The sequence below is a fragment of the Opitutaceae bacterium TAV5 genome (genome assembly GCA_000242935.3).
Classification (GTDB): domain Bacteria; phylum Verrucomicrobiota; class Verrucomicrobiia; order Opitutales; family Opitutaceae; genus Geminisphaera.
Genome location: CP007053.1, coordinates 2,487,052 through 2,507,221 on the forward strand (window position 1 = coordinate 2,487,052; position 20,170 = coordinate 2,507,221).

The 20,170-nt window shown below is 64.8% G+C and carries 17 protein-coding genes; 10 read left to right on the top strand and 7 right to left on the bottom strand.

Translation table 11 applies throughout. From position 1 onward, the window contains the following. The first annotated feature begins 14 nt into the window (after positions 1-14). The 3 genes from OPIT5_10910 (at position 15) to OPIT5_10920 (ending at position 3,602) form a co-directional block, all read left to right on the top strand. Positions 15-764: an N-terminal cleavage protein gene (locus tag OPIT5_10910; GenBank protein AHF90629.1), complete on the top strand. Its 750-nt coding sequence runs from the start codon at positions 15-17 to the stop codon at positions 762-764. Between the two features lie 19 nt (positions 765-783). Continuing rightward, a complete protein-coding gene (locus OPIT5_10915) occupies positions 784-2,814 on the top strand; it encodes a sodium:solute symporter (GenBank protein AHF90630.1) in 2,031 nt (676 codons plus the stop codon). A 74-nt stretch (positions 2,815-2,888) separates the two neighbouring features. Then, positions 2,889-3,602: a hypothetical protein gene (locus OPIT5_10920; GenBank protein ID AHF90631.1), complete on the top strand. Its 714-nt coding sequence runs from the start codon at positions 2,889-2,891 to the stop codon at positions 3,600-3,602. 70 nt (positions 3,603-3,672) lie between these two features. Here OPIT5_10920 and OPIT5_10925 read toward each other — a convergent pair whose 3' ends face one another. Continuing rightward, entirely contained in the window at positions 3,673-3,909 is a 237-nt protein-coding gene (locus OPIT5_10925) for a hypothetical protein (protein AHF94300.1), read from the bottom strand. Positions 3,910-3,925: 16 nt separating this feature from the next. On the opposite strand from OPIT5_10925, the gene OPIT5_10930 reads away from it, so the two are divergent. From OPIT5_10930 to OPIT5_10940, 3 genes are all read left to right on the top strand, one after another. Then, entirely contained in the window at positions 3,926-4,924 is a 999-nt protein-coding gene (locus OPIT5_10930) for a myristoyl transferase (protein AHF90632.1), read from the top strand. Between the two features lie 88 nt (positions 4,925-5,012). Then, the gene (locus OPIT5_10935) at positions 5,013-5,939 is read left to right on the top strand and encodes an AraC family transcriptional regulator (protein ID AHF90633.1); all 927 of its coding nucleotides are present in this window, start codon (positions 5,013-5,015) and stop codon (positions 5,937-5,939) included. A 66-nt stretch (positions 5,940-6,005) separates the two neighbouring features. Continuing rightward, entirely contained in the window at positions 6,006-7,376 is a 1,371-nt protein-coding gene (locus OPIT5_10940) for a cytosine deaminase (GenBank protein AHF90634.1), read from the top strand. Here the strand turns inward: OPIT5_10940 and OPIT5_10945 are convergent. The 4 genes from OPIT5_10945 to OPIT5_10960 form a co-directional block, all read right to left on the bottom strand. Beyond that, entirely contained in the window at positions 7,336-7,650 is a 315-nt protein-coding gene (locus OPIT5_10945) for a hypothetical protein (protein AHF94301.1), read from the bottom strand. The genes OPIT5_10940 and OPIT5_10945 overlap by 41 nt on opposite strands. Positions 7,651-7,745: 95 nt before the next feature. Then, positions 7,746-8,435, bottom strand: a complete 690-nt coding sequence (locus tag OPIT5_10950; protein AHF90635.1) for a hypothetical protein — start codon at positions 8,433-8,435, stop codon at positions 7,746-7,748. Between the two features lie 4 nt (positions 8,436-8,439). Then, the gene (locus tag OPIT5_10955; protein AHF90636.1) at positions 8,440-10,500 is read right to left on the bottom strand and encodes a heparinase; all 2,061 of its coding nucleotides are present in this window, start codon (positions 10,498-10,500) and stop codon (positions 8,440-8,442) included. A 22-nt stretch (positions 10,501-10,522) separates the two neighbouring features. Further along, positions 10,523-11,374, bottom strand: a complete 852-nt coding sequence (locus OPIT5_10960) for a hypothetical protein (protein AHF90637.1) — start codon at positions 11,372-11,374, stop codon at positions 10,523-10,525. Between the two features lie 95 nt (positions 11,375-11,469). On the opposite strand from OPIT5_10960, the gene OPIT5_10965 reads away from it, so the two are divergent. Next, entirely contained in the window at positions 11,470-12,540 is a 1,071-nt protein-coding gene (locus tag OPIT5_10965; GenBank protein ID AHF90638.1) for a LacI family transcriptional regulator, read from the top strand. Positions 12,541-12,596: 56 nt separating this feature from the next. On the opposite strand, the gene OPIT5_10970 is transcribed toward OPIT5_10965, so the two are convergent. Continuing rightward, positions 12,597-13,721 carry a phosphoglycerate dehydrogenase gene (locus tag OPIT5_10970; GenBank protein AHF90639.1) on the bottom strand — a complete coding sequence of 375 codons (1,125 nt, stop codon included), beginning with the start codon at positions 13,719-13,721 and terminating at the stop codon, positions 12,597-12,599. Between the two features lie 326 nt (positions 13,722-14,047). Between OPIT5_10970 and OPIT5_10975 the strand changes: the two genes are divergently transcribed. Together OPIT5_10975 and OPIT5_10980 are read left to right on the top strand one after the other, a co-directional pair. Continuing rightward, positions 14,048-14,578, top strand: coding sequence for a membrane protein (locus tag OPIT5_10975; GenBank protein AHF90640.1), 531 nt, complete (start codon positions 14,048-14,050; stop codon positions 14,576-14,578). Between the two features lie 97 nt (positions 14,579-14,675). Beyond that, positions 14,676-16,889, top strand: coding sequence for a sialidase (locus tag OPIT5_10980; protein AHF90641.1), 2,214 nt, complete (start codon positions 14,676-14,678; stop codon positions 16,887-16,889). Positions 16,890-16,974: 85 nt separating this feature from the next. Here the strand turns inward: OPIT5_10980 and OPIT5_10985 are convergent, their stop codons facing one another. Then, the gene (locus tag OPIT5_10985; protein AHF90642.1) at positions 16,975-18,126 is read right to left on the bottom strand and encodes an AraC family transcriptional regulator; all 1,152 of its coding nucleotides are present in this window, start codon (positions 18,124-18,126) and stop codon (positions 16,975-16,977) included. 395 nt (positions 18,127-18,521) lie between these two features. On the opposite strand from OPIT5_10985, the gene OPIT5_10990 reads away from it, so the two are divergent. Then, positions 18,522-20,033, top strand: a complete 1,512-nt coding sequence (locus OPIT5_10990) for a hypothetical protein (GenBank protein ID AHF94302.1) — start codon at positions 18,522-18,524, stop codon at positions 20,031-20,033. Positions 20,034-20,170 lie beyond the last annotated feature (137 nt).

Sequence of the window (20,170 nt, forward strand, 5' to 3'; positions counted from 1 at the left end):
CGAACCCAATGACTATGAAAACGACCCGCCAGACTCGAAACGCCTCCGCTTTCACCTTGGTCGAATTGCTGGTGGTGATCGTCATCATCGGCATTCTTGCCGGCATCATTTTGCCTGTTGTTTCCAGTGTGCGCCGCACGTCCCGAACCGCCCTCTGTGTCAGCAACCTGCGCCAGATCGCCACGGCGGGCCAGCTCTGGATAACCGAGAATCGCGGCCATCTGCCCGATGCCTACCTGTGGCAAGTGGGGGGTGACAACAGGTATTCGCTCCGCTCCTATCTGGGGATTAGCACGAACAGCAGTGCCAAACAGACTGGCGTTTTCACTTGTCCGGAAAGCTTTCTCCGTCACCCCTCGCCACTCACCGGACTTAGCGACAACCTGCGCACCTATGGCATCGTGATGTCCGTCTGCCGCACGTATGATGGCGATATTGATCACGGAGACGTGAAGGGCAATGCCAAGACCATTGAGATGCTCAGGTCGCCCGGAAAAACCGCCTTCTTCACGGATGGCGACTTGTTGTCGGCCACGGGTAACGCCCGGCGTTTTGTTTACAGCGGTGTTTTCAATCCCGGCAATATCTGGACCGGACAAAAACCCCTCGGTCTGCTTGCCGTCCACAAGGGCAAGGTCAACGTCGCCTTTATTGACACGCACGTCGAGACCCGCGACCCCGCCACGATTCCGTCCAATACTTCGGAAGGCAGTATCGAAAAAGCGCAGGCGCATGTCTTCTGGGGCGAACGCCGCCGTTACTAATCTTCTCCGGCCCTTGAATATGCATTTTGTCGATTGGATGATCCCGGCCGGGATCATCGTTCTTCTGCTGGCGATTTGCTGGGGAGCCTCTCGCCTGACGAATAGCGTGGCCGATTTCCTTGCCGCCAACCGCATGGCTGGCCGCTATCTTCTCTCTATCGGCCAAGGAATTACCGCGCTTGGCGCCATCACCATCGCAGCCAATTTCGAGAAATACTATCAGGCAGGTTTTGCTGCCGCATGGTGGATAAATATGGTCGCCCCCATCGGGCTTGTGTTGGCGCTGTCCGGCTTCGTGGTCTATCGCTATCGCGAAACGCGCGCTCTGACGATGGCCCAGTTTTTCGAGATGCGTTACAGCCATAATTTTCGCATCTTTTCCGGCATTCTTGCTTGGCTATCGGGTATTCTCAACTACGGCATTTTCCCGGCGGTAAGCGCGCGTTTTCTGGTTCATTTCACCGGTCTGCCGCAGCAGGTGGAATGGCTTGGCTGGTCAATCCCGACCATCGCTCCGGTCATGGTCATCCTGCTGACGGTGGCCATGACGATGACCATGCTGGGCGGGCAGATTTCAATCATGATCACCGACATGATCCAGGGACAGTTCGTGACGCTCGCAATGCTGCTGATCCTGTTCATCCTACTCTGGCATATGTCGTGGAGCGATGTATTGGAAGGGCTGCGTCACGCTCCGGAAGGGCAATCGCGCATCAATCCATTCAAACAGCAGAATGTGACAGATTTTAACGTGTGGTTTTTTCTCATGATGGGCGTGTTGCAGGTTTATGGAACCCGGGCTTGGCAAGGATCGCAGGGCTACAACGCCGCCGCGCGCACCCCCCACGAGGCGCGCATGGCCGGCATCCTCGGCGAGTTTCGAGGCATGATCACCGGACTTGTCATCCTGATGGTGCCGATCTTTGTCTTCGCCTACCTGCATCTGCCGCAGTTTTCGGAGAACGCTGCGTTGGTGCAGGAGCAGTTGTCGCAGATCGGTGATGCGCAAATCCGGAAACAGATGCTCGTCCCCATGGCGCTGGGTGACATCCTGCCGGTGGGCGTGATGGGCATCTTCGCCGCCGTTGTCATCATTGCGGCCGTTTCGACGGACAACACCTATCTGCACTCGTGGGGCAGCATTTTCATTCAGGATGTGCTGCTGCCGTTGCGCAAAAAACCGCTCCCACCGCGCGTGCATATGTGGGTGTTGCGGTTGTCGATCCTGAGCGTGGCCGCGTTCGCCTTCACCTGGAGCCTGGTATTTCCGCTGCACGACTACATCTACATGTATTTTCAGATCACGGGGGCCATTTATCTGGGTGGAGCAGGCGCGGTGATCATCGGCGGACTGTATTGGAAACGCGGCACGGCGGGCGGCGCATGGGCGGCAATGATCACGGGGTCGGTGCTGGCCGTATCCGGGATTGTCCTGCGCAACATTGTCTGGCCGTCGTTGCTGCCCGGCTGGCGCGAGGCCTCGCCGGATTACTGGTTGTGGAATTCGTTGCCCGAGGCGTTTCCGTTTAATGGCATGCAAATGTCTTTTGGCGCGGCATGCGCGGCGATGGCGGCTTACGTGACCGTTTCGCTGCTTTCCAAAACGCCCCCGGCAAACATGGATAAATTATTGCATCGCGGTAAATACGCGGTGGCTGGCGAGCATATAAGGCAGCCCCGACTATCCCCCAACAGGAGGACGTGGTGGCAGCGGCTCGGAGTCGGACCGGAATTCACGCGCGGCGACAAGGTCATTTACGTGCTCAAAATCAGCTGGGCCATGTTCTTCGTTCTCGTTTTTCTGATCGGCACGGCAATCAACTGTTTTTGGCCCGTCCCTGATTCCGCCTGGGAACAATGGTGGGGATTCAAGGTGGGCATTACCATTGTCGCCGGACTCATCACCGTGGTCTGGTTTCTATGGGGCGGTTTCAGGGATTTGGCGGTGATGGTGCGCATGCTGCGAACCACGGCACGCAATGCTTCCGACGACGGGACGGTGACGGAGGCGGAGCGCGTACAGGTCAAAGAAGAGAAGATCAAGCCATGAATCACCACCGGCGCGTCTTGATCGTCTTGGCAAGCATGCTGTCTTTTCCCGGCTGCGCATCCTTACCGTCCACCATGACCGATCATTCTCGAAAAATCCCCGTCGTCCGCGCACTGCGGACGGACACGCCTGTTGTCGTTGACGGGAAACTGGACGAGGCGGTGTGGCGCTCGGCCCCATCAGGCCCTCTTGGGCTGCCGGATGGCTCGGGCGCCATGCCGGAGGAGCCCGGCGACGTGCAATTCGCCTGGGATGACCGGCATCTCTATGTGGCGTTCCGCGTCGTGGATCGCGACGTGGTGCAGGAGGCGACGGAGGATCAGCGGCAGCACTACCAGACGGGCGACACTCTGGAGTTGTTTCTCAGGCCGGTGTCGGCCTCCTGGTATTGGGAGTTTTATGTCACGCCCAATGGATTGAAGACGGCGTTTTTTTATCCCGGACGCGGCCACAAGGGGCTGCCCGGCACGCTTGATTATCGCAGCGGTTTGCGGGTGGCCGCGCAAATTGACGGCACGCTCAATCACTGGAGGGACGATGATCGGGGCTGGACGGCCGAGATGGCGATCCCGCTCGATGAGCTTGCCGCGCAGGGCGTTTCGTTGGACGCCGAAAACGCATGGTTGATCCTGGCGGGACGATACAATTACGGACGCCATGTCCCGGAGCGTGAGCTTTCCTCTTACCCGGCGTTATCCCGAGCCAATTTCCATCATTACGAAGAATGGGCGGGATTGGAACTTTCCAAGCGCGAGCCGGCTGATTGCTCATCCGAACCACATCGATAAACGTTTCTATCCGGTTTGATTTCCGGGAAAGCGAACGGCGAAAGCGAACGGGGTCAGGCCGGAATGGCGCTTAGATAAGGGGGCTGGTCGTTATTTTTTGCGTCTGGAGGCAGGCGGATGGGGTCAGAGGCAGGCGGATGGAATCAGACCGTTGTTGGTTGATTTTCCGGGGACCGGGTGAACGGGCGCCCGGCCCGGAACGGCGACCGGGAAACCCGTGTCGCTCGTGGTAGTTTTTCCGAAGAATGGGCACTTGCGTCGGGGAACCGGCCGGTTGGCGTTCATCCTGCTTGGGATAAAGGCGCATGAGTCTTTTATCCGTGATGTCGACCGGTTGGGCGGGTCTGGCGGGAGCCGTCGTGCTCGCGTTGCTGGCGGGTTGTTCCCGGTCGGAATTGCCGGGCAAGGCCGGGGAACCCATCCCCGTGATGCTGCAAACCGACTGGTATGCCCAGGCCGAGCACGGCGGCTTTTATCAGGCCGTGGCCACCGGGCTCTATCGCGATGCCGGTCTCGACGTGACGATCAACCAGGGCGGCCCGGGCGCGTTCGGCACCCAGAAAGTGGCGACAGGCCAGACGGCCTTCGCCATCGGCCGGAGCGACGATGTGCTCCTGGCGGTGCAACAGGGGCTTCCCCTCGTGATCGTGTCGGCGCTCATGCAGCACGATCCCCAGGCGCTGCTGCTGCACGCCGACAATCCCGTCAGTTCGTTCCCCGAACTCGACGGCAAGACCGTGATGACCACGCCCGGCGCGGCCTGGGTGCGTTTTCTGGAAGCCAAATTCAAAATCCGCCTCAACATCGTGCCGCTCAACTACGGCTTGGCCCAGTTCATGGCCGATCGGAATTTCATCCAGCAATGCTTCATCACCAACGAACCGTACTTCGTGCGCAAGAACGGCATCGAACCGAAGACCCTGCTCATCTCCGAAGCCGGCTACGATCCGTACCGGGTGATTTTCACCAGCCAGAAATTCCTGCGCGAGCATCCCGACGTGGTGCGCGCCTTTGTCGCCGCCTCCGCCAGGGGCTGGCACGATTTCCTGAAGGGGGAGAACCGGGCGGCGAAGGCGCTGATCCGTGCGGACAACGACAAGATGGACGAGGCGTTTATCGACTTCTCCGTGCAGGTGATGAATGCCAGCCGGCTCGTCGCCGGCGATCCCGCCGCGGGCGAGTACATCGGCCTCCTCAAGCCGGAGCGGCTGCAGGCCCAGATCAAGGCGCTGGCCGATGTCGGCATGCTCGACAAACCGCCTCCGCTGGAGCGGTTCGCCTCGTTCGCCTTTCTGCCGCCGCGCCCGCCGGATGAAAAGTGAGGGGAATGCCATTCTGACGACAAAAGTACCGGCTGCCGGTATTTAAAAACACCACATCTGGCATCGGAGATGCAATGAAAGTGTCACCATGATCAAAGTCGCGCGTTCAACACTGTCGGCAGACATCGTGGCCAGTCTGCCTTTTTCCCGCTACATCCAGGGCTACCGCAGTCCGGGGGCGTTTCATGTTTTCCGTTACGAGGAGAGTGTGGACCCGCGGCAGGTGCGCACCCAGCCGCACCGGCATGATTTTTTCCAGATGCTCTGGCTCGAGGAAGGGCAGGGCACGCTGAGATGCGATCTGGAGGAACATGCGTTTACGGGCCAGTCGCTGGCGTTCTTTGCGCCGGGGCGTCTGCATGCCTGGAACCACCGCATCGAGCCGCGCGGCATCATGCTGGGTTTTCCTCACTCGTTCTTCCACTCCGACTCGGATTATCCCGGACTGCTGGGACGGCTGCCGTTCCTGCACGAGCCGGTGGTGCCGATTCTGCATTTCAGCGGTCGCGAGGCGACGGAGATGGGACAGCACTTCGGACAACTGCTGGCCGAGGCGGCCCGGCCGCTGGTCGGCCGGGATGACATCGTGCGGGCCCTGATCACGATCATCCTGAGCAAGATCAGGCGGCATCTGGAGACGCCCGGCAAGCCGGAGCCCGCGCACCCGGCCCCGGCGGCCACCTCGCTGGCGCAGCGGTTTCGCATGGCGCTCGACCAGCAATTCCCCCGCCTCCTGCGAGTGTCGGACTATGCAAAGCTTCTCAACGTCTCCCGCTCCTACCTGAACGAGGAACTGCGTATCCACACCGGCATCACGGCGAGCGACCATATCCACGACCGGATCCTGCTGGAGGCGAAACGTCTCCTCGTCTACTCGCCGCGCACCATTGCCGAAATAGCCTACGAACTGCAGTTCCAGGATCCGTCCTATTTCAGCCGCTTTTTCAGGCTGCGCACGACCCTTTCCCCCGGCATCTACCGGCAGCAGGAACAGCAGCGGCTGCTCCGGAGCTGATCGCGCCCGCCTCGCCACGGCCTATGTATCCGGATTCCGGAGTCATCGGCCCAGGCTGTTGTCCGGATGGCTGGCGGCGGACACCGCGATGACGACGGAATTCCTGCCCTGCCGGCTCGCCTCGTCGTCTTCCTCCCGCCAACTTTTCTCATGCTTTACCGCCGCGCCCGCGTTCCTTCCGCCTGCCTCCCCGCCGGGCTCGCGCCCGCCGCGCCGGACCCGCTGGAGCCGTGGGTCGAGGTGGACATCGGGATTACGGGCGACCGGATCACCGGCGTGTCGGCGGCCGGCGGGAGCGGCGACGGCACGGACCTCGGCGGCGTGGTGGTTTTTCCCGGTCTCGTCGATTGCCACACGCATCTCGACAAGACGCATACGTGGGACCGCGCCCCCAATCCGCGCGGCGAGTTCCGGGACGCGCTGTCGGTCCTGCGCGCGGACAGCGTCCGCTGGGATGAGGAGGACATCTATCGCCGGGCGACCGTGGCGCTCCGGTCCGCCCGGGCGCATGGCACGGTGGCGCTGCGCACCCACCTGGACTCCGGCGAGAATACCGGAGCCGCCTCCTTTGCGGTCATGGACCGCCTGCGTGAAGAGTGGGCCGGGCGCATCACGCTGCAAACCGTGGCCCTGTGCGGCCTGCAAGCCTTCGCGGGAGGGGCGTCGAAGGCCGTCATGGGCCTGGCCGCCCGTCACCACGCATCGGCGCTCGGCGGCTTCCCGCAACCCGATCCCGACCTGCCGAGCCAGCTCGACTACCTGATGGCCGCGGCCAGGGAACTCGGCATCGGCCTCGACCTGCACGTGGACGAAAGCGGGCTCGCCCATGCGGAGTGTCTGCGCGCGACCGCCGAGGCCGTGCTGCGCAACGCCTTTCCGCACCCGGTGGCCTGCGGGCACAATTGTTCGCTTGCCGCGCAGGATCCGGCCCGCGCGGCCTCGACCCTGGCGCTCGTCCGGGAAGCGGGCATCCGCCTGATCTCGCTGCCGTTGTGCAACCTTTACCTCCAGGGCCGCCGTTATTCCGGCGAGGGAGCGGAAGCGGCGCCGGCCACGCCGCGCTGGCGGGGTGTTACGTTGATCCACGAGGCGCTGGCGCAGGGGAGTCCCGTGGCCTGCGCCAGCGACAACGTGCGCGACGCGTTTTACGCGTGGGGCGACTACGATCTGCTGGAGGTTTTGCGCGAGAGCATCCGTATCGCTCATCTCGATACCCGGATGGAGCAGGCGGCCGCGCTCGTATCCACCGCCCCGGCCGACATCATGGGGCTGCCCGATCACGGCCGGGTGGCGCCGGGAGCGCGCGCCGTGCTGGTGGTGACGGAAGCGCCGGGGATCAACGCCCTGCTTTCCCGCCCCACCGGGCGCCGCCGCCTGATCCTGGGGGAGGCGCTGGTCAATCCGGAGTTGCCCGGCATCCCGCGTTTTTCCACATGATGCCAAGGCCTCGGGGTTCACCGCTGCCAGCAAGGCCGCGTCGCCGGCTCCAGAGGGGTAGAGGGGGCGGCTGCGGCAGTCTGGCGGAGGCGGGCACCCGGCGGATGAAGAGGCAGAGCATCGTGGGCACGGTGATGGGGATGCTGATGACGGCGCCGAGGTTGAGCATGGAGGCGTTCATGCCGACGAGCCACCAGGTGCCCTGCGAGCCGCCGCGGAAGCAGTCGCCGACGTTCCGGTTGAATTTCCTGAAGATGACGCCGATGGAGACCATCCTGAGGAGGCAGACTCCGATGACGCGTATTCGACGGCATGGTTGATGCCGGGTTGGGTCATGAAAAAAGGAAAGGGCGCGGAGCGCCGGCCGGATTATTGCCGCCGGTCGACGGGGGTCGCGGCCACGTGCCAGTCGAAGTAAAGGGTCATGCGGACGTTGCCGAAGACGGGCTGGGCGGGGACGGAGTCGTTCCAGCTGGCGTCGATGCCGAGGGGGTGGAGGGCATCGACATCCTCCACGGCCCAGGTGCGGGAGCGGTTGGGGATGCGGGGGGCCGGGATGGAGGCGCTCTCCACACCGGTGCCGGTGTTGAGGTAGCCCCAGGGGTTGACGTCGGCGAGGCCGGCGGGCGTGGTGCCGTCGTCCTCCTGTATCCGTTTGCATACGACAAAGACGGGGCTGGGGCTCTTGCGGCGCAGGCGGGTGTGGGCGGGGTTTTCGATCACGGGCAGGATCTTGTTGGTGGGGCCGGGCTCGGGAGCGCCGAAGTAGCTCCAGAGGTGGTGGCCGAGGGTGCGGCGGTCGGTGGCGTTGTAGGTGTTGTATTGGCCGGTATTGAGGGGGCCGGGGAGCTTGTCCTTGTGGTCGTCCATGTAGAGCTGCATGGCGGTGCCGATCTGGCGGAGGTTGCTGGTCGTGACGGCCCTGGCGGCGGTCAGGCGCATGCGGCCGAGCACGGGGACGAGGATGGCGGCGAGGAGGCCGATGATGGCGATGACGGTCAGCAGTTCCGTGAGGGTGAAGCCGGACCGGCGGGCGGGGAATGGCGTGGGGGAAGGCATGGAGCTAGTCGAGGTGAAGGCGGTCGGAGCCGGCGAAGGTGACGCGGTCGGTGGCGCCGTCGGGACGGGTGATGGTGCAGAGGGTGGCGTCGCCGTCGCGGGTGAGCGTGAGGGCGGGCGGCGGGGTGTCGGCGTCGGAGGGCCAGAGGACGGCGACGATCTCGTGCTCGCGGGCGGGGGCGGCGGTGCGCGCGGCGAGGTGGCCTTGCGTGGCGAGATTGAAGCGGGCGAGCCAGGCGGGGTCGGGCGGCACGGGCCAGGTGTCGCTGGTCCCGGCGAGAAGGGGGCCCTGGAGGCTCTGGAGCGCGACGGCGAGCCGGGCGCGGTCGTTGCGGAGGAGGGCGGTCTGGGTGACGGCGTCCCAGGCGATGGTTTTTTCGGAGTGGAGGAGCCAGTCGACGACACGGGGTTGGGGGAGCCGGACGGTGTCGCGGATCACGAAGTAGCGGCGATCGACGAAGACGATGTCGCGCAACACCCGGTCGGCCAGGGGGGAGGCGCGCCCGGCGTTGTAGGCGGCGGTGGCGTCGCCGGTGGTCCATATGAAGCGGTCGCCGGCATCCAGTCTGAGGATACGTCCGGTGGCGGCCTTCGAGCGCGGGGTCTGGCCTTCGCCGCCGATGAGGAGGGCGTTTTTCGAGAGGGTGCGGCGCACGTAGCCATCGTGGTGGGGAGAGCCGTGGAATTCGCGGTAGCCGGCGTTGACGGCGAGTTCCTCGCCCCAGGCGGAGAGGATAAAGGCGTTTTGCGCGGCGTGGCTGTGGCTGAAGGAGCCGTAGGGGCTGGAGATGAAGGTGAGCATGATGTCCTCGGCGGGGCGGCCGAGGACGGAGTGGAGGCTGACCCAGCCGATGTCGCGGAACCAGCGGGCGGAGGGCAGGGCCGAGAGGTCGGCGGTGGCGGGAAGGGGTTTGTCCGCATCGGCGAAATCCGAGAGGAGGTATTCGATGCCGGAGGGGTAGTTGTTGAGGGCGAGCGGATACGGGGGCGCCGGTTCGCCGAGGTCGGCGAAGGCCCGCAGGTGGCCGTCGCCGAAGATGCGGGCGAGTTTGCGGAGGAAGCGGGCGTTCTTCCAGTCGAGGTTCACCTTGCCGGTGCCGGAGATGTCGCCGAACGAGGTGGCGGGCCGGGGCTGGAGGAGGTAGCCGGCGAAGTAACCGGTCTGTCGCCAGAAGGGATGGGTCCAGGCGTCGGGGTGGTCGAGGCGGGCGAGGGCGTCCTGGAAGCGCACGGGTTCGCTGGCGACGCCGGTTTCCCAGTAGCGGATGCCCTCGGACCAGCCGCCGTCGTCGCCGCCCCAGGGAGGGAACTGGTCACGATACCAGCGGGCGGCGAAGGCGAACCAGTCGCGGGCTTCGGGCAGGTCGTCGAGGAGGGCGAGTCCGGCCAGGCCGACGGTGGCGACGAAGCGCACGGAGTGGCTGCGGGGTGAGGAGTCGAGGGAGTTGCGCCGGGTGTCCCGCAGGTCGGAGTGAACGAGGTCGAAGAAGGGGGCGCCCCAGGCGCGCAGGCGGGGCAGGAGGTCGGCGCGTTCGGCGTCGGTGAGGACGGGGCGGAGCTGGTCGTAGAGAAAGGGGAGTTTGCGCCAGAGGCGGAAGGCGGCTTCGTCGTTGTAGGCGAGGCCGGCGGCGCCGTCGGGCGCCCAGCGGGAGCCGGCGAGGAGGGCGGCCCTGGCGAGGGCGAGGTAACGGGGCTCGTCGGTGGCGAGCCAGAGGACGACGGCGGCCTCGCCGGCGCCGGTCAGCAGGCTGGCGTCGCGCTGGGCGGCGCGCCACGCCTGCACGGCCCGGGGATCCTTGTTGGCGGGGAAGGGGGTGCCGTAGGGTTGCGGCTCGGCGGGCAGGGGCGCGGACAGCCAGGCGGCGTCGAATTCGGCGCGGAGGCGGGCGAAGGAGGCGGCGCCTTCGCCGGTGGCACACCAGGTTTTGAAGGCGTCGCGCCGGGCGGCGGTCACGTAGAGCCGGGGGGAGGACGGGGCGGTCCAGTCGGCGGAGTTCTCCCTGGCTGCGCCGGAGAGGGCCGGCGCGAGCACGAGCAGGGCAAGGACGGGGAGGCAGGGGCGCATGGCGGGAGCGGGGCGGAGCCGGTCAGCGTTGGGGGCGGCGCCACAGGAGGGTGGCGAGGCCGGCCGTGACGCCGAAGCCGAGAAGGATGGCGCGGGGCTCGGGGATAGTCGAGGTCGAGATCGTCACGTCGTAGAGCGTGAGGCTGGTGAAGGCATTGCTCATGCCGGCGATGGCGAGGGTGTCGAAGGAGAAGAGTCCGGAGGAGTCCGTGTAGCTGTAGTTCAGGGAAGTGCCGGCGATGCTGAAGGAGATGCCCGTGGCGGTGTCGGAGCTGCGGGTGATGATGAAGGTGCCGGTGTAGGTTTGGCCGGAGGCGATGACGGCGTCGGCGGAGCCGCCGGAGCCGAAGTTGGTGTAGGCGGTGAGGCCGGTGAGGAGGACCTCGTTGGTCTTGTCGCGTTTCCGGATGCTGACGGGGCCGTCGACAGTGGCGCCGGGATTGAGCAGCGCGGCATAGCCGGTATAGGCGTTGAACGTGGCGTTTCCGGCTCCGAGGCCGTCTGCGGAAATCCGGCTGCCGCCGGAGTTGAGGATGGCGACGCGGAGGCCGCCGGCCGAATCCGTGACGCCGGCGATCGAGAAGGTGAAGGCGACGGTCAGGGTTTCGCCGACGCCGAGCGTGACGCTGCCGCTGTCGGTGAAGCAGGTGAGGAGGTGCGTGGAGTTCGATCCGGTGTTGAGGGTGAGCGAGCTGTTCTCGTAGGAGACGCTGGATGACGAGCGGGAGGAATACCAGGCCGAGGTGGCTGGCAGGTTCGAGGTGGTGCGGGCGGTTTCGAACGTCTCGTCGAGAATCAGGGCGGCGAGGGAGGCCGGGGCGGGCGCGAGGGCGGCCAGGGCGACGAGCGGGAGGAGGCGGGTGGTCGGGTGCATGATATCGAGGTCGGGTTGGATGGAGGGGGAGGTGGGCGTGGGGGAGACTTGATTCCGGATTGACGCGCCCGACAACGGCACATGCATTCGCACATGTGAATGAGAACAGGACGCAGGCGGCCGGCGGCGGGGAGGGCGGGAAGCCGGAGCGCGCGCCGACGCAGGCGGACGTGGCGCGGGCGGCCGGGGTGCACCGCACGACGGTGAGCCTGGCATTGAAGAACCATCCGGGGTTGCCGCGGGCGACATGCGAGCGTATCCAGCGGATCGCTACGAAGCTGGGCTATGCGCCGGACCCGATGTTGTCGGCGCTGATCGCGCGGCGCAACCGGCTGGCGCCGCACGCGTTCCAGGGCACGCTGGCGTGGCTGGTCAACAACGTGCCGCCGTGGGACTGGCGGCCGATCTTCCACGAGTATTACGAGGGGGCGGTGGCGCGGGCGAAGCGCTACGGCTACGGCATCGACGTCTTCGATCTGCACGCGCCGGGGATGACGAGCCGGCGGCTGGCGTCGATTTTCAGCTCGCGCAACATCCGGGGCATCCTGGTGCCGCCGCTGCCGCAGGCGAACATGGAGCTGGATTTCCCGTGGGAGCGGTTTTCGGCGGTGGCCTTCGGCTACACGTTGCGCCGGCCGCAACTGCACATGGTGGGGGCGGCGCAGTTCCGCGGGCTGGCGCTGGCGATGCGGAAGGTGCGGGAGAAAGGGTTCCGGCGGATCGGCTTCATCTATTCCCCGGAGCACAACGAGCGGGTGGACCACAACTATCTGGCGGCGTATCTGGTGGAGGAATACATGCACCACGGCGGGCCGCTGATCCCGCCGCTGGCGGACATGGCGGAGTTCCGGGCGTGGCACGCGCTGCACCGGCCCGAGGTGGTGGTGATGAGCAGCAGCAACCGGATCGTGGACCGCATCCGCGAGCTGGGGTTGCGCGTGCCGGAGGACATCGGGGTGGTCAGTCCGTTCTTCACGTCGCGGCACGAGACGTTGTCCGGCGTGTATGAAAACTCCCTGCGGATCGGCGAGACGGCGGTGGACCTGGTGGTGGCGATGATCCAGCGGGGGGAGCGCGGCGTGCCGGAAGCGCCCCAGCGCATCCTGATCGACGGCATCTGGATGGAGGGAACAACGTTGTCGGCCCGCCCGCGGGAGAGGGCGTAGGGAGGGAGGGGGGCGATGCCTCAAATGCCGGAGGAGCCCCGGGCGCCCGCGGGCGGCTACGTGGATTCGTCCCAGATGCGCGGGGTGACGATGGCCTCGGGCTGGCGGCCCTGGAGGCAGGCGCCGATTTGTTTCAGGGCGAAGGCGCCGGCGTCGCGACAGCGGTCGAGGGTCGGGCCGGCCTGATGGGGCATGAGCAGGATTTCCGGGTGTGCGCGCCAGGGGGAGTCGGGGGGAAGCGGCTCGGTGTCGAAGACGTCGAGCGCGATGCGGAGCCGGCGGGTGACGGCGGCTTCCAGCAGGTCGCTTTCCACGACGACCGGACCGCGGCCCACGTTGATGAAGGCGGCGCCTTCGGGGAGCAAGGCGAGCAGCCGGCGGTCGACGATGCCGAGGGTGTGGGGATTGAGGGGCGCGGCCTCGACCAGCACGGAGGAGGTGGCGAACAGGGTTTCGAGCGAGTCGCACACGTGCACGCGGAAGGCTGAGGTCACGGACTCCGGCGTGCCGGGCGCATAGGTCCGGAGCGTGACGCCGAAGGGCTGGAGCAGGCGGGCGAGGGCCTGGGCGACCCGGCCGAAGCCGTGCAGGCCGACGGTCCGGCCGAAGAGGCTCTGCTCCGGGCGGCCGGGGAGTTTCCAGCCGCCCCGGTGATGCAGGTTTTCCTGGTTGGCGGTCACGCAGCGGAGGGCGCACAGGATCATCATGAGCGCGGATTCGGCCACGACGTGGCTGACGGAGCCGCCCCAGTTGGTGAGGAGCAGCCCGTTTTCCAGCCAGCAGCGGGGAACCTTCTTGCGCACGGTGCCGGTGAGGTAGCAGAGGTAGCGGAGGCGGTGCCCGGAACGGCTCGACGCGAAGGGAGGCAGCGGCGGCATGTCCCAGCCGGCGAGGAGGATGTCCGGACGGACGCGGTCGAGGAAACGATCCCACCCGGCGGCCGCCTCCGGGATCTCGTGCCGCGTGATGGCGGGCGCCGGCGACCCCGGGATGGAGGCCGGCAGTCCCTCGGGGAAAAAATGGGCGAGTTCGAAGGGGGAGAGCAGCGCGACGATGCGGCAGTCTTGCGGAAGGCGGGACCGGGGCGAGGACAGGGCGGCAGCGGGCGAGTCCTGCCCCTCGTCGGGAGGAGTGAGGATGAAGGCGGAGGTGGCAGACGGGGCGGTAAAGGACGGGCGCATGGGTGAACGGTGCAGGTGAGAGGGAGCAGGAGTGTGGCGACGGCGGCCGGCGGGAAACAAGACCTCTGTGGTTCACACAAGAGAACGGGACGGGGAGCCGGGAGACGAGAGGCTCCACCGGGCGGCGCAGCCCGGGCGCGCGGCAACGCCGGTTGCCGGCGAATGCGGCCGGGCGGGCCCGGCGTCGGGCAGCCCGCCATGTGCAAGATCAGGAACACCGGAGACACCGGTGTGAGATCCAAAATCCCGGAGAGGCGTGAAAAATCCCGGTAGCGCCGCCCGGCCCGGCCGGTTACCTGCTGTACCGGCTCCATCCTTCCTTCACCATGATCGCATCCCGTCTCGCCAAGGTCGCATTGCTGGGCGCGTCCGCCCTGTTTTTCCTGATCGTCGTTCTGAACAACGCGGTTTTCGACTACATCTCCAACTACGAGTTCGTGCGGCACGTGCTCAGCATGGATACGGTGTTTTCCGGCGACGCGCAGCTCTGGCGCGCCTTGCCGGACCCGACGCCGGAGGACCGTTCGTACTGGCTGCACCATGCCTTTTACTGGTCGATCATCGCATGGGAGATCACTGCGGGCGTGCTCTGCGCGCTCGGGGCATGGAAACTCTGGACGAAGCGGCATGCGCCGGCCGCCGAATTCCAGCGCGCCAAGACGCTGGCGATCTGCGGCCTCACGCTGACGCTGCTCCAGTGGTTCACGGCGTTCATCACCGTCGGCGCGGAGTGGTTCCTGATGTGGCAAAGCCGCACGTGGAACGGACAGGAAGCGGCTGGCCGCATGTTCATGGTCTTCGGCCTGATCCTGATCTTCGTATCGATGCGCGACGACGAGCCGGAAATCGCCGGCTGATCGTGGAGAAGCAGGATTCCGGCACCGATGCGCACGAGGATGCGTCCGGTGCAGTTGAATCGACAAGGCCCGCGACCGCCAGCATGACTTGATCACCATGCTCCCCCCGACCCTCGATCGCCGCCTGCCCGTTGTTCTGGCCGTACTCTTCTGGCTGCTACCCGCTCACGTTCACGGAGCGGATCTGTCCGCTTCCTATGCGTGGAAACCCATGAAAATCGGCGGCGGGGGGTGGGTGACAGGCCTGGACATCAGCCCGACGGAAAAAGACCTCGTCTATGTGCGCACCGACGTGTCGGGCGCGTATCGGTGGCATGCGGACACCTCCTCGTGGAAACAGGTGGTCACCCCCTCCAGCCTGCCCGCGGGTGTGCTGTCGTACGGGAACTACGGCGGCGTGGACAGCCTGGTGGGCGCGCCTTCCGACCCCCGCATCGCGTACATGGCCTTTGCCGCCAAACCCTACGGCGGGGCCGACGGACAGATCTACAAGAGCACCAGCCGGGGCGACACCTGGACCGCCACCGATTTCCTCCGGCACAAGGTCAAGATGGAGCCCAACGGCGAGGGCCGGCAGGAAGGCGAACGCCTGGCCGTGGACCCCGCCAACAGCGACGTGGTTTACTTCGGTTCCCTCGACCACGGCCTGTGGACCACGCAGGACGGCGGCGACACGTGGACCCGGGTGGAAGCCATCCCGCCCGGCACGCCCGGACACGGCGTCAACACGGTCGTCTTCGATCCGGCCTCCGGCGTCACCCGGGGGAAAACCGGCGTGCTCTACGTCACCGTCATGGAAGGCGGCGTCTACAAAACCTCCGACGCCGGCCGCACCTGGACCCGGATCTCCGACAGCGGTCCGGGCAACGCGGGCAAGCCGCGCGATGCGGCCATCGGGTCCGACCGCACCTGGTATGTCGTTTACGACGACCTGAACGGCGTGGCCGGCTCCGTCTGGAAATATTCACCCGCCGGGGTCTGGACCGACATCACGCCTCCGCCTCCGGAAGGAGGCAGCAAATCCTGGTGGGCGGTGGCGGTAAACCCGGCTGACGCCAATCAGGTGGTCGCCATGATCCATGGCGGACGTTGTTTTGTCTCCAACGATCAGGGAGCCACCTGGAGCCGGCACGGTTTTCGCCTCAAAAGCTCAAAAATCCACTGGCAGGAGCGGCAGACCAACTACTTTCTCAGCGTGGGCGAACTCGCCTTCGATCCCTTTGCTCCCAAGCCCGGCCGGCTCTGGTTTGCCGAAGGCTTCGGCGTCTGGCGGGCCGCGATTCCATCGGCGGCCACTCCCGACATCGAGTGGCACTCCGCCAGCGAAGGCATCGAGGAAGCGTGCGGCAACGACGTGATCGCGCCGCCCGGCGGCCGGCCCGTCGCTGCCATGTGGGACCTCGGCGCCTTTTATTTCACCGATCCCGATGCTTACACCGCCCAAAAGTCCCACCCCGGTTTCATGTCCGCCTGGGCGCTCGACTGGTGCCCGGCCAACCCGAAGTTTATCGCCGCCGTTTTCCGCAGTCACCTCGATCATGTGCCGCAGCCCAATTCCAGCGGCTACTCGACGGACGGAGGCCGGACATGGACCCGGTTTGCCGCCCTGGAAAACGGCGCCGCGCCCGGCGATCTGGAATACGGTGTCATTGCCGTTTCCGCCAACAGTCCGGACAAAATCGTCTGGTCCCCCACACGCGGAGCCCTGCCGTACTACACCGCGGATCGCGGCGCGACCTGGACGCGCTCCTCGCTCGGCGGCGCGACCGTCACGGGCCATCACGCGCACCACGCGTCGCTGAAACCCCTCTGCGCGGACCGTGTCCTGCCCGACACGTTTTATCTCTACACCCCGCAGGACGGGCTCTTTCGCTCGACCGACGGCGGCGCGAATTTCGCCCAGGTCGGCAACCCGGTCCCGGACCGGTGGAACCTCACCCTGAAATCCACCCCCGGACACGCCGGGCATCTCTGGTTTGCGGACGGCGCCGGCGGCGGCCTGTGGCGCTCGACCGACGGCGGCGTCACCTGGACCGCGATTGCCGGGCTCCGGCAAGCCCTCAACATCGGCCTCGGCAAGGCGCGGACGCCGGAGGGTTATCCGACCCTGTTCGTGGCGGGCATCCAGGATGGGCAGCACGGCATTTATCGCTCCACCGACGAAGGGCAGACCTGGGACAAGATCGGCGACTGGCCCCTGGGCATCACCGATTGGGTGGATGCCATGGATGGCGACAAGGATGTCTTCGGCAAAGTGTATGTCGGTTTTGCCGGCGCCGGTTTCGCTTATGGAACGACCGCCGCGCCCTGAAGCCGCGCGGTCTTTCCGCCAGCCGGTGACCGGCTTCCCGATTCCCTGACTTTCCTGTCATGAATGCCGGAATAACCGGTGAGAGTTAACCAAGCGCCATTCGGCGGAATATGTTCCTGTACTGCCCTGGCGTTTGTCCCGTGAATTTCCGAAACAGACTGTGCAACCGGGGAAGGCTGAGAAAACGGCAGGCCTCGGCGATTGCCGGCAATTTCATGTCCGTCGTCCGCAGGAGCAGCTTCACACGGGCGATCCGTTCCCGCTGGATCTCCTTCAGTATGGAGCAACCGATGGCTGCCTTGAAACGCTTCTGGAGGGCGGGCCGGGATACCCCGGCCGCCTTCATTACGTCGCCGACGTAAATGTCCTCGAGCGCATGCTCGCGGATGTAACCCACGGCCTTTACCACCACCGGGTCCTTCACAAACACGATATCCGTCGATTTGCGCGGGGCCATCTCATAAACGGCATCGCTTAGTAGCCGGGTATACGGGCGCCGGATACGTCCGCAGCACAAGTCGTCCAGAAGCCGGGCCGACTCGTATCCAGTCTGTCGCGACGGGAGCTTGATGCTTGACAGCGGGGTGACCTCGAAATCCGTCCAGAACTCGTCATCACCCACGCCCAGCACTGCCATGTCCCCTGGTATCTGCCAGCCGAGACGGCGCGCGGCCTTCATCAGATGCAGGCCGTATGTATCAAGCACGGCGAAGACTCCCAGCGGCCGGGGAAGTTCCCGCAGCCACGTTTGCATGCGCCGGATGAGAGCCAGCCCCGACTCCTTCAGCACGCTCGGGCTCTCGCCGATGACACAATCCAGACCGTGTTCCCTCAGGCGTGAACGAAACCCCAGCAGGTTGTCTCGCGAATACGGCGCCTGTGTCTGTCCCCAGCAGGCGTAGGCGGTACAGTGGCGGCCCAGCAGATGGTCGGCCGCCACACGGCCGATCGCCACATCGTCCTGCTTGGCCATGGAGAGTCGCGGATTAGGCAGGCTGTTGGTAACCGTAACCACCGGGATATCCAGTTCGAGGAGCCTCTGCTCAAACCGCCGGTCCCGCACCTGCGCGATGATGCCGTGGATGCCTTCCTCCTCCACCATCGATCGCAGTCCGCTCTGGTCCTGAAGCAGCCACCTGTCGTCGAGCAGGATATGCGTGTGCGTGAACGCATAATGCCTGGCCCCCAGAATAATGTTCCGGAAGTGGGTGATGCTGGTGTCGCAAATGATCTGGATACGGATGCGTCGTCTCATGCAAGGATCGAAGGGATATCAAAAATAGTATGTTTTAGATCATTTTTGGCGACGATTTTCCAGAGAGGATTTGATATTTTGAAGCCCGAACCTCAGGCCCTATTATGAAAACACCTTTGTCTCGTCTATGCTGCTTGGCCGACCGCTCTCTGGTTGCCTCGTTCATTTCCATCACGCTTTTTGCCTATCTTGTTTTCAGCGCGGCACTCCACGCAGCCGATGGCGTTTATATCACACCTAACCATGCCGATCCGTCTTGGGATGCTACCGGGCGTTGGGAGGGCGGCGTCGTCCCTGGCGGCACCGGAGCCAAGGCCACCATCCATACAGCCCAAACGGGGGGGGGGCGTACATTCTCGATGCCAAGTTCGGTCACCTTGGGCGTACTGGATGTCGAATACAACCGAAATGACGGCGGCTCTCTCTATTACACCTTTGGTGTCGCCAGCCAAACCACCACTTCCCTGACATTCGATAACGGAGGGAGCGGTGCCAAAATCAAGATTGCCAAGGGCAATGCCGGAAACGTCGGCACCACGTTCAATATCCCGCTTCTGCTTGCCGACAATCTGACCATAACCAACGATACCACCGGCTTGGTAACAGTTGCCGGGGGTATCACGGCCTCGGCCGCCGGACTGAAAACCATCACGGTGGCCAGTGGGGACGTGACATTTTCGAGTGTCATCGGCGATGGGGCCAGCCAAACCGGTCTGACGCACAACGGTGGCACGGTGATCCTGTCCGCCGACAACAACTACACCGGAGGCACCAGCATCGGCAGCGGTAGCACGCTGCAAGTCGGCACAGGCGGCATCACGGGCAGCATCATGGGCGATGTGACGAACAATGGCATCCTGGTTTTCAACCGTTCCGACGAGTTCATTTATGCGGGGGACATCGCCGGCACCGGCGACTTGGTCAAACGCGGTGGCGGAAAACTTAACCTCACGGGAGAGAACAGCTATACGGGGGATACCAGTATCGAGGCGGGGACGCTTTCTATCTCCAGCGACGGCAATCTCGGCAACGGAGGGGACATTGTCTTCAACAACGGTTCGGCTTGGGCTCAGTTGGAACTGACGGCGAGCCTGACCACGGACCGGAATATTGAACTTAACGGCACGCTGGCACGGATCGGGCTCAATGCAGGCAGGACATTCACCGTGAATGGCGACGTTTCCGGCACGGGCGGATTGATGAAGCGGTTTGCCGGCACGCTCGTTCTGAACGGGACGGGGTCCTACGCGGGTACGACCACGGTCGAAGGTGGTACCCTGATCGTAAATGGCGATTTTTCCGCCGCCACCGGTAACATCACCGTCAATTCGGGCAACACTCTCGGCGGCATCGGCACCCTCGGTGGGGCTGTCAACGTGAGCGGCTGGCTGGCTCCCGGCAACAGTATAGGCACACTTTCAACCGGAAGCCTCTCCCTTGGTGCGACCAGCATCCTGGACATCGAACTGGGGCGCAGTGCCGGAGTCGCGATCAGCGACCGGGTCAACGTCACCGGCACGGTCTCCATCGCCAATGGAGCCAACCTGAATCTCACCGTGTTCGCGGGCCTGGATGCTCCGATGGCCGGCGATATTTTCTGGCTGGTGATCAACGACGGCACCGATGCAGTTTCCGGAGTATTCACCAGCCTGAACGGGGTGGTTGCCACCTCGCTTAACGAAGGGAGCCTCTTTTTCTGGAACGGACAGGGTTGGCGAATCACCTATCAGGCCGACCTGGACTCAGCCTCCTTTTTCGGAGGCAACGACATTGCCATTCAGGCGGTGCCGGAGCTCTCCGTTTGGGCACTCATTGCCGCCAGCTTCTCCGGAGGCTTCGTCCTGTTCCGGTCCGATGCATCTCGGAGGAGCTGCCAGCGGAAGAAATGATCTACCCACACCAGTCGCCCCTGCCGCGTTCCCACACATTCTCCGGCAATATTTTTTTTGGCTGCGCCTTTCTGGAAGGCACCCGTTCCTCATGCCACTGCCGAAGAGAATGCGAACATGGCTCACTCCTGTTTCTC

Coding starts and splice junctions, on each gene's coding strand:
- OPIT5_10910 (AHF90629.1), top strand. CDS start 15: ATGAAAACGACCCGCCAGACTCGAAACGCCTCCGCTTTCACCTTGGTC.
- OPIT5_10915 (AHF90630.1), top strand. CDS start 784: ATGCATTTTGTCGATTGGATGATCCCGGCCGGGATCATCGTTCTTCTG.
- OPIT5_10920 (AHF90631.1), top strand. CDS start 2,889: ATGACCGATCATTCTCGAAAAATCCCCGTCGTCCGCGCACTGCGGACG.
- OPIT5_10925 (AHF94300.1), bottom strand. CDS start 3,909: ATGCGCCTTTATCCCAAGCAGGATGAACGCCAACCGGCCGGTTCCCCG.
- OPIT5_10930 (AHF90632.1), top strand. CDS start 3,926: ATGTCGACCGGTTGGGCGGGTCTGGCGGGAGCCGTCGTGCTCGCGTTG.
- OPIT5_10935 (AHF90633.1), top strand. CDS start 5,013: ATGATCAAAGTCGCGCGTTCAACACTGTCGGCAGACATCGTGGCCAGT.
- OPIT5_10940 (AHF90634.1), top strand. CDS start 6,006: ATGGCTGGCGGCGGACACCGCGATGACGACGGAATTCCTGCCCTGCCG.
- OPIT5_10945 (AHF94301.1), bottom strand. CDS start 7,650: ATGGTCTCCATCGGCGTCATCTTCAGGAAATTCAACCGGAACGTCGGC.
- OPIT5_10950 (AHF90635.1), bottom strand. CDS start 8,435: ATGCCTTCCCCCACGCCATTCCCCGCCCGCCGGTCCGGCTTCACCCTC.
- OPIT5_10955 (AHF90636.1), bottom strand. CDS start 10,500: ATGCGCCCCTGCCTCCCCGTCCTTGCCCTGCTCGTGCTCGCGCCGGCC.
- OPIT5_10960 (AHF90637.1), bottom strand. CDS start 11,374: ATGCACCCGACCACCCGCCTCCTCCCGCTCGTCGCCCTGGCCGCCCTC.
- OPIT5_10970 (AHF90639.1), bottom strand. CDS start 13,721: ATGCGCCCGTCCTTTACCGCCCCGTCTGCCACCTCCGCCTTCATCCTC.
- OPIT5_10975 (AHF90640.1), top strand. CDS start 14,048: ATGATCGCATCCCGTCTCGCCAAGGTCGCATTGCTGGGCGCGTCCGCC.
- OPIT5_10980 (AHF90641.1), top strand. CDS start 14,676: ATGCTCCCCCCGACCCTCGATCGCCGCCTGCCCGTTGTTCTGGCCGTA.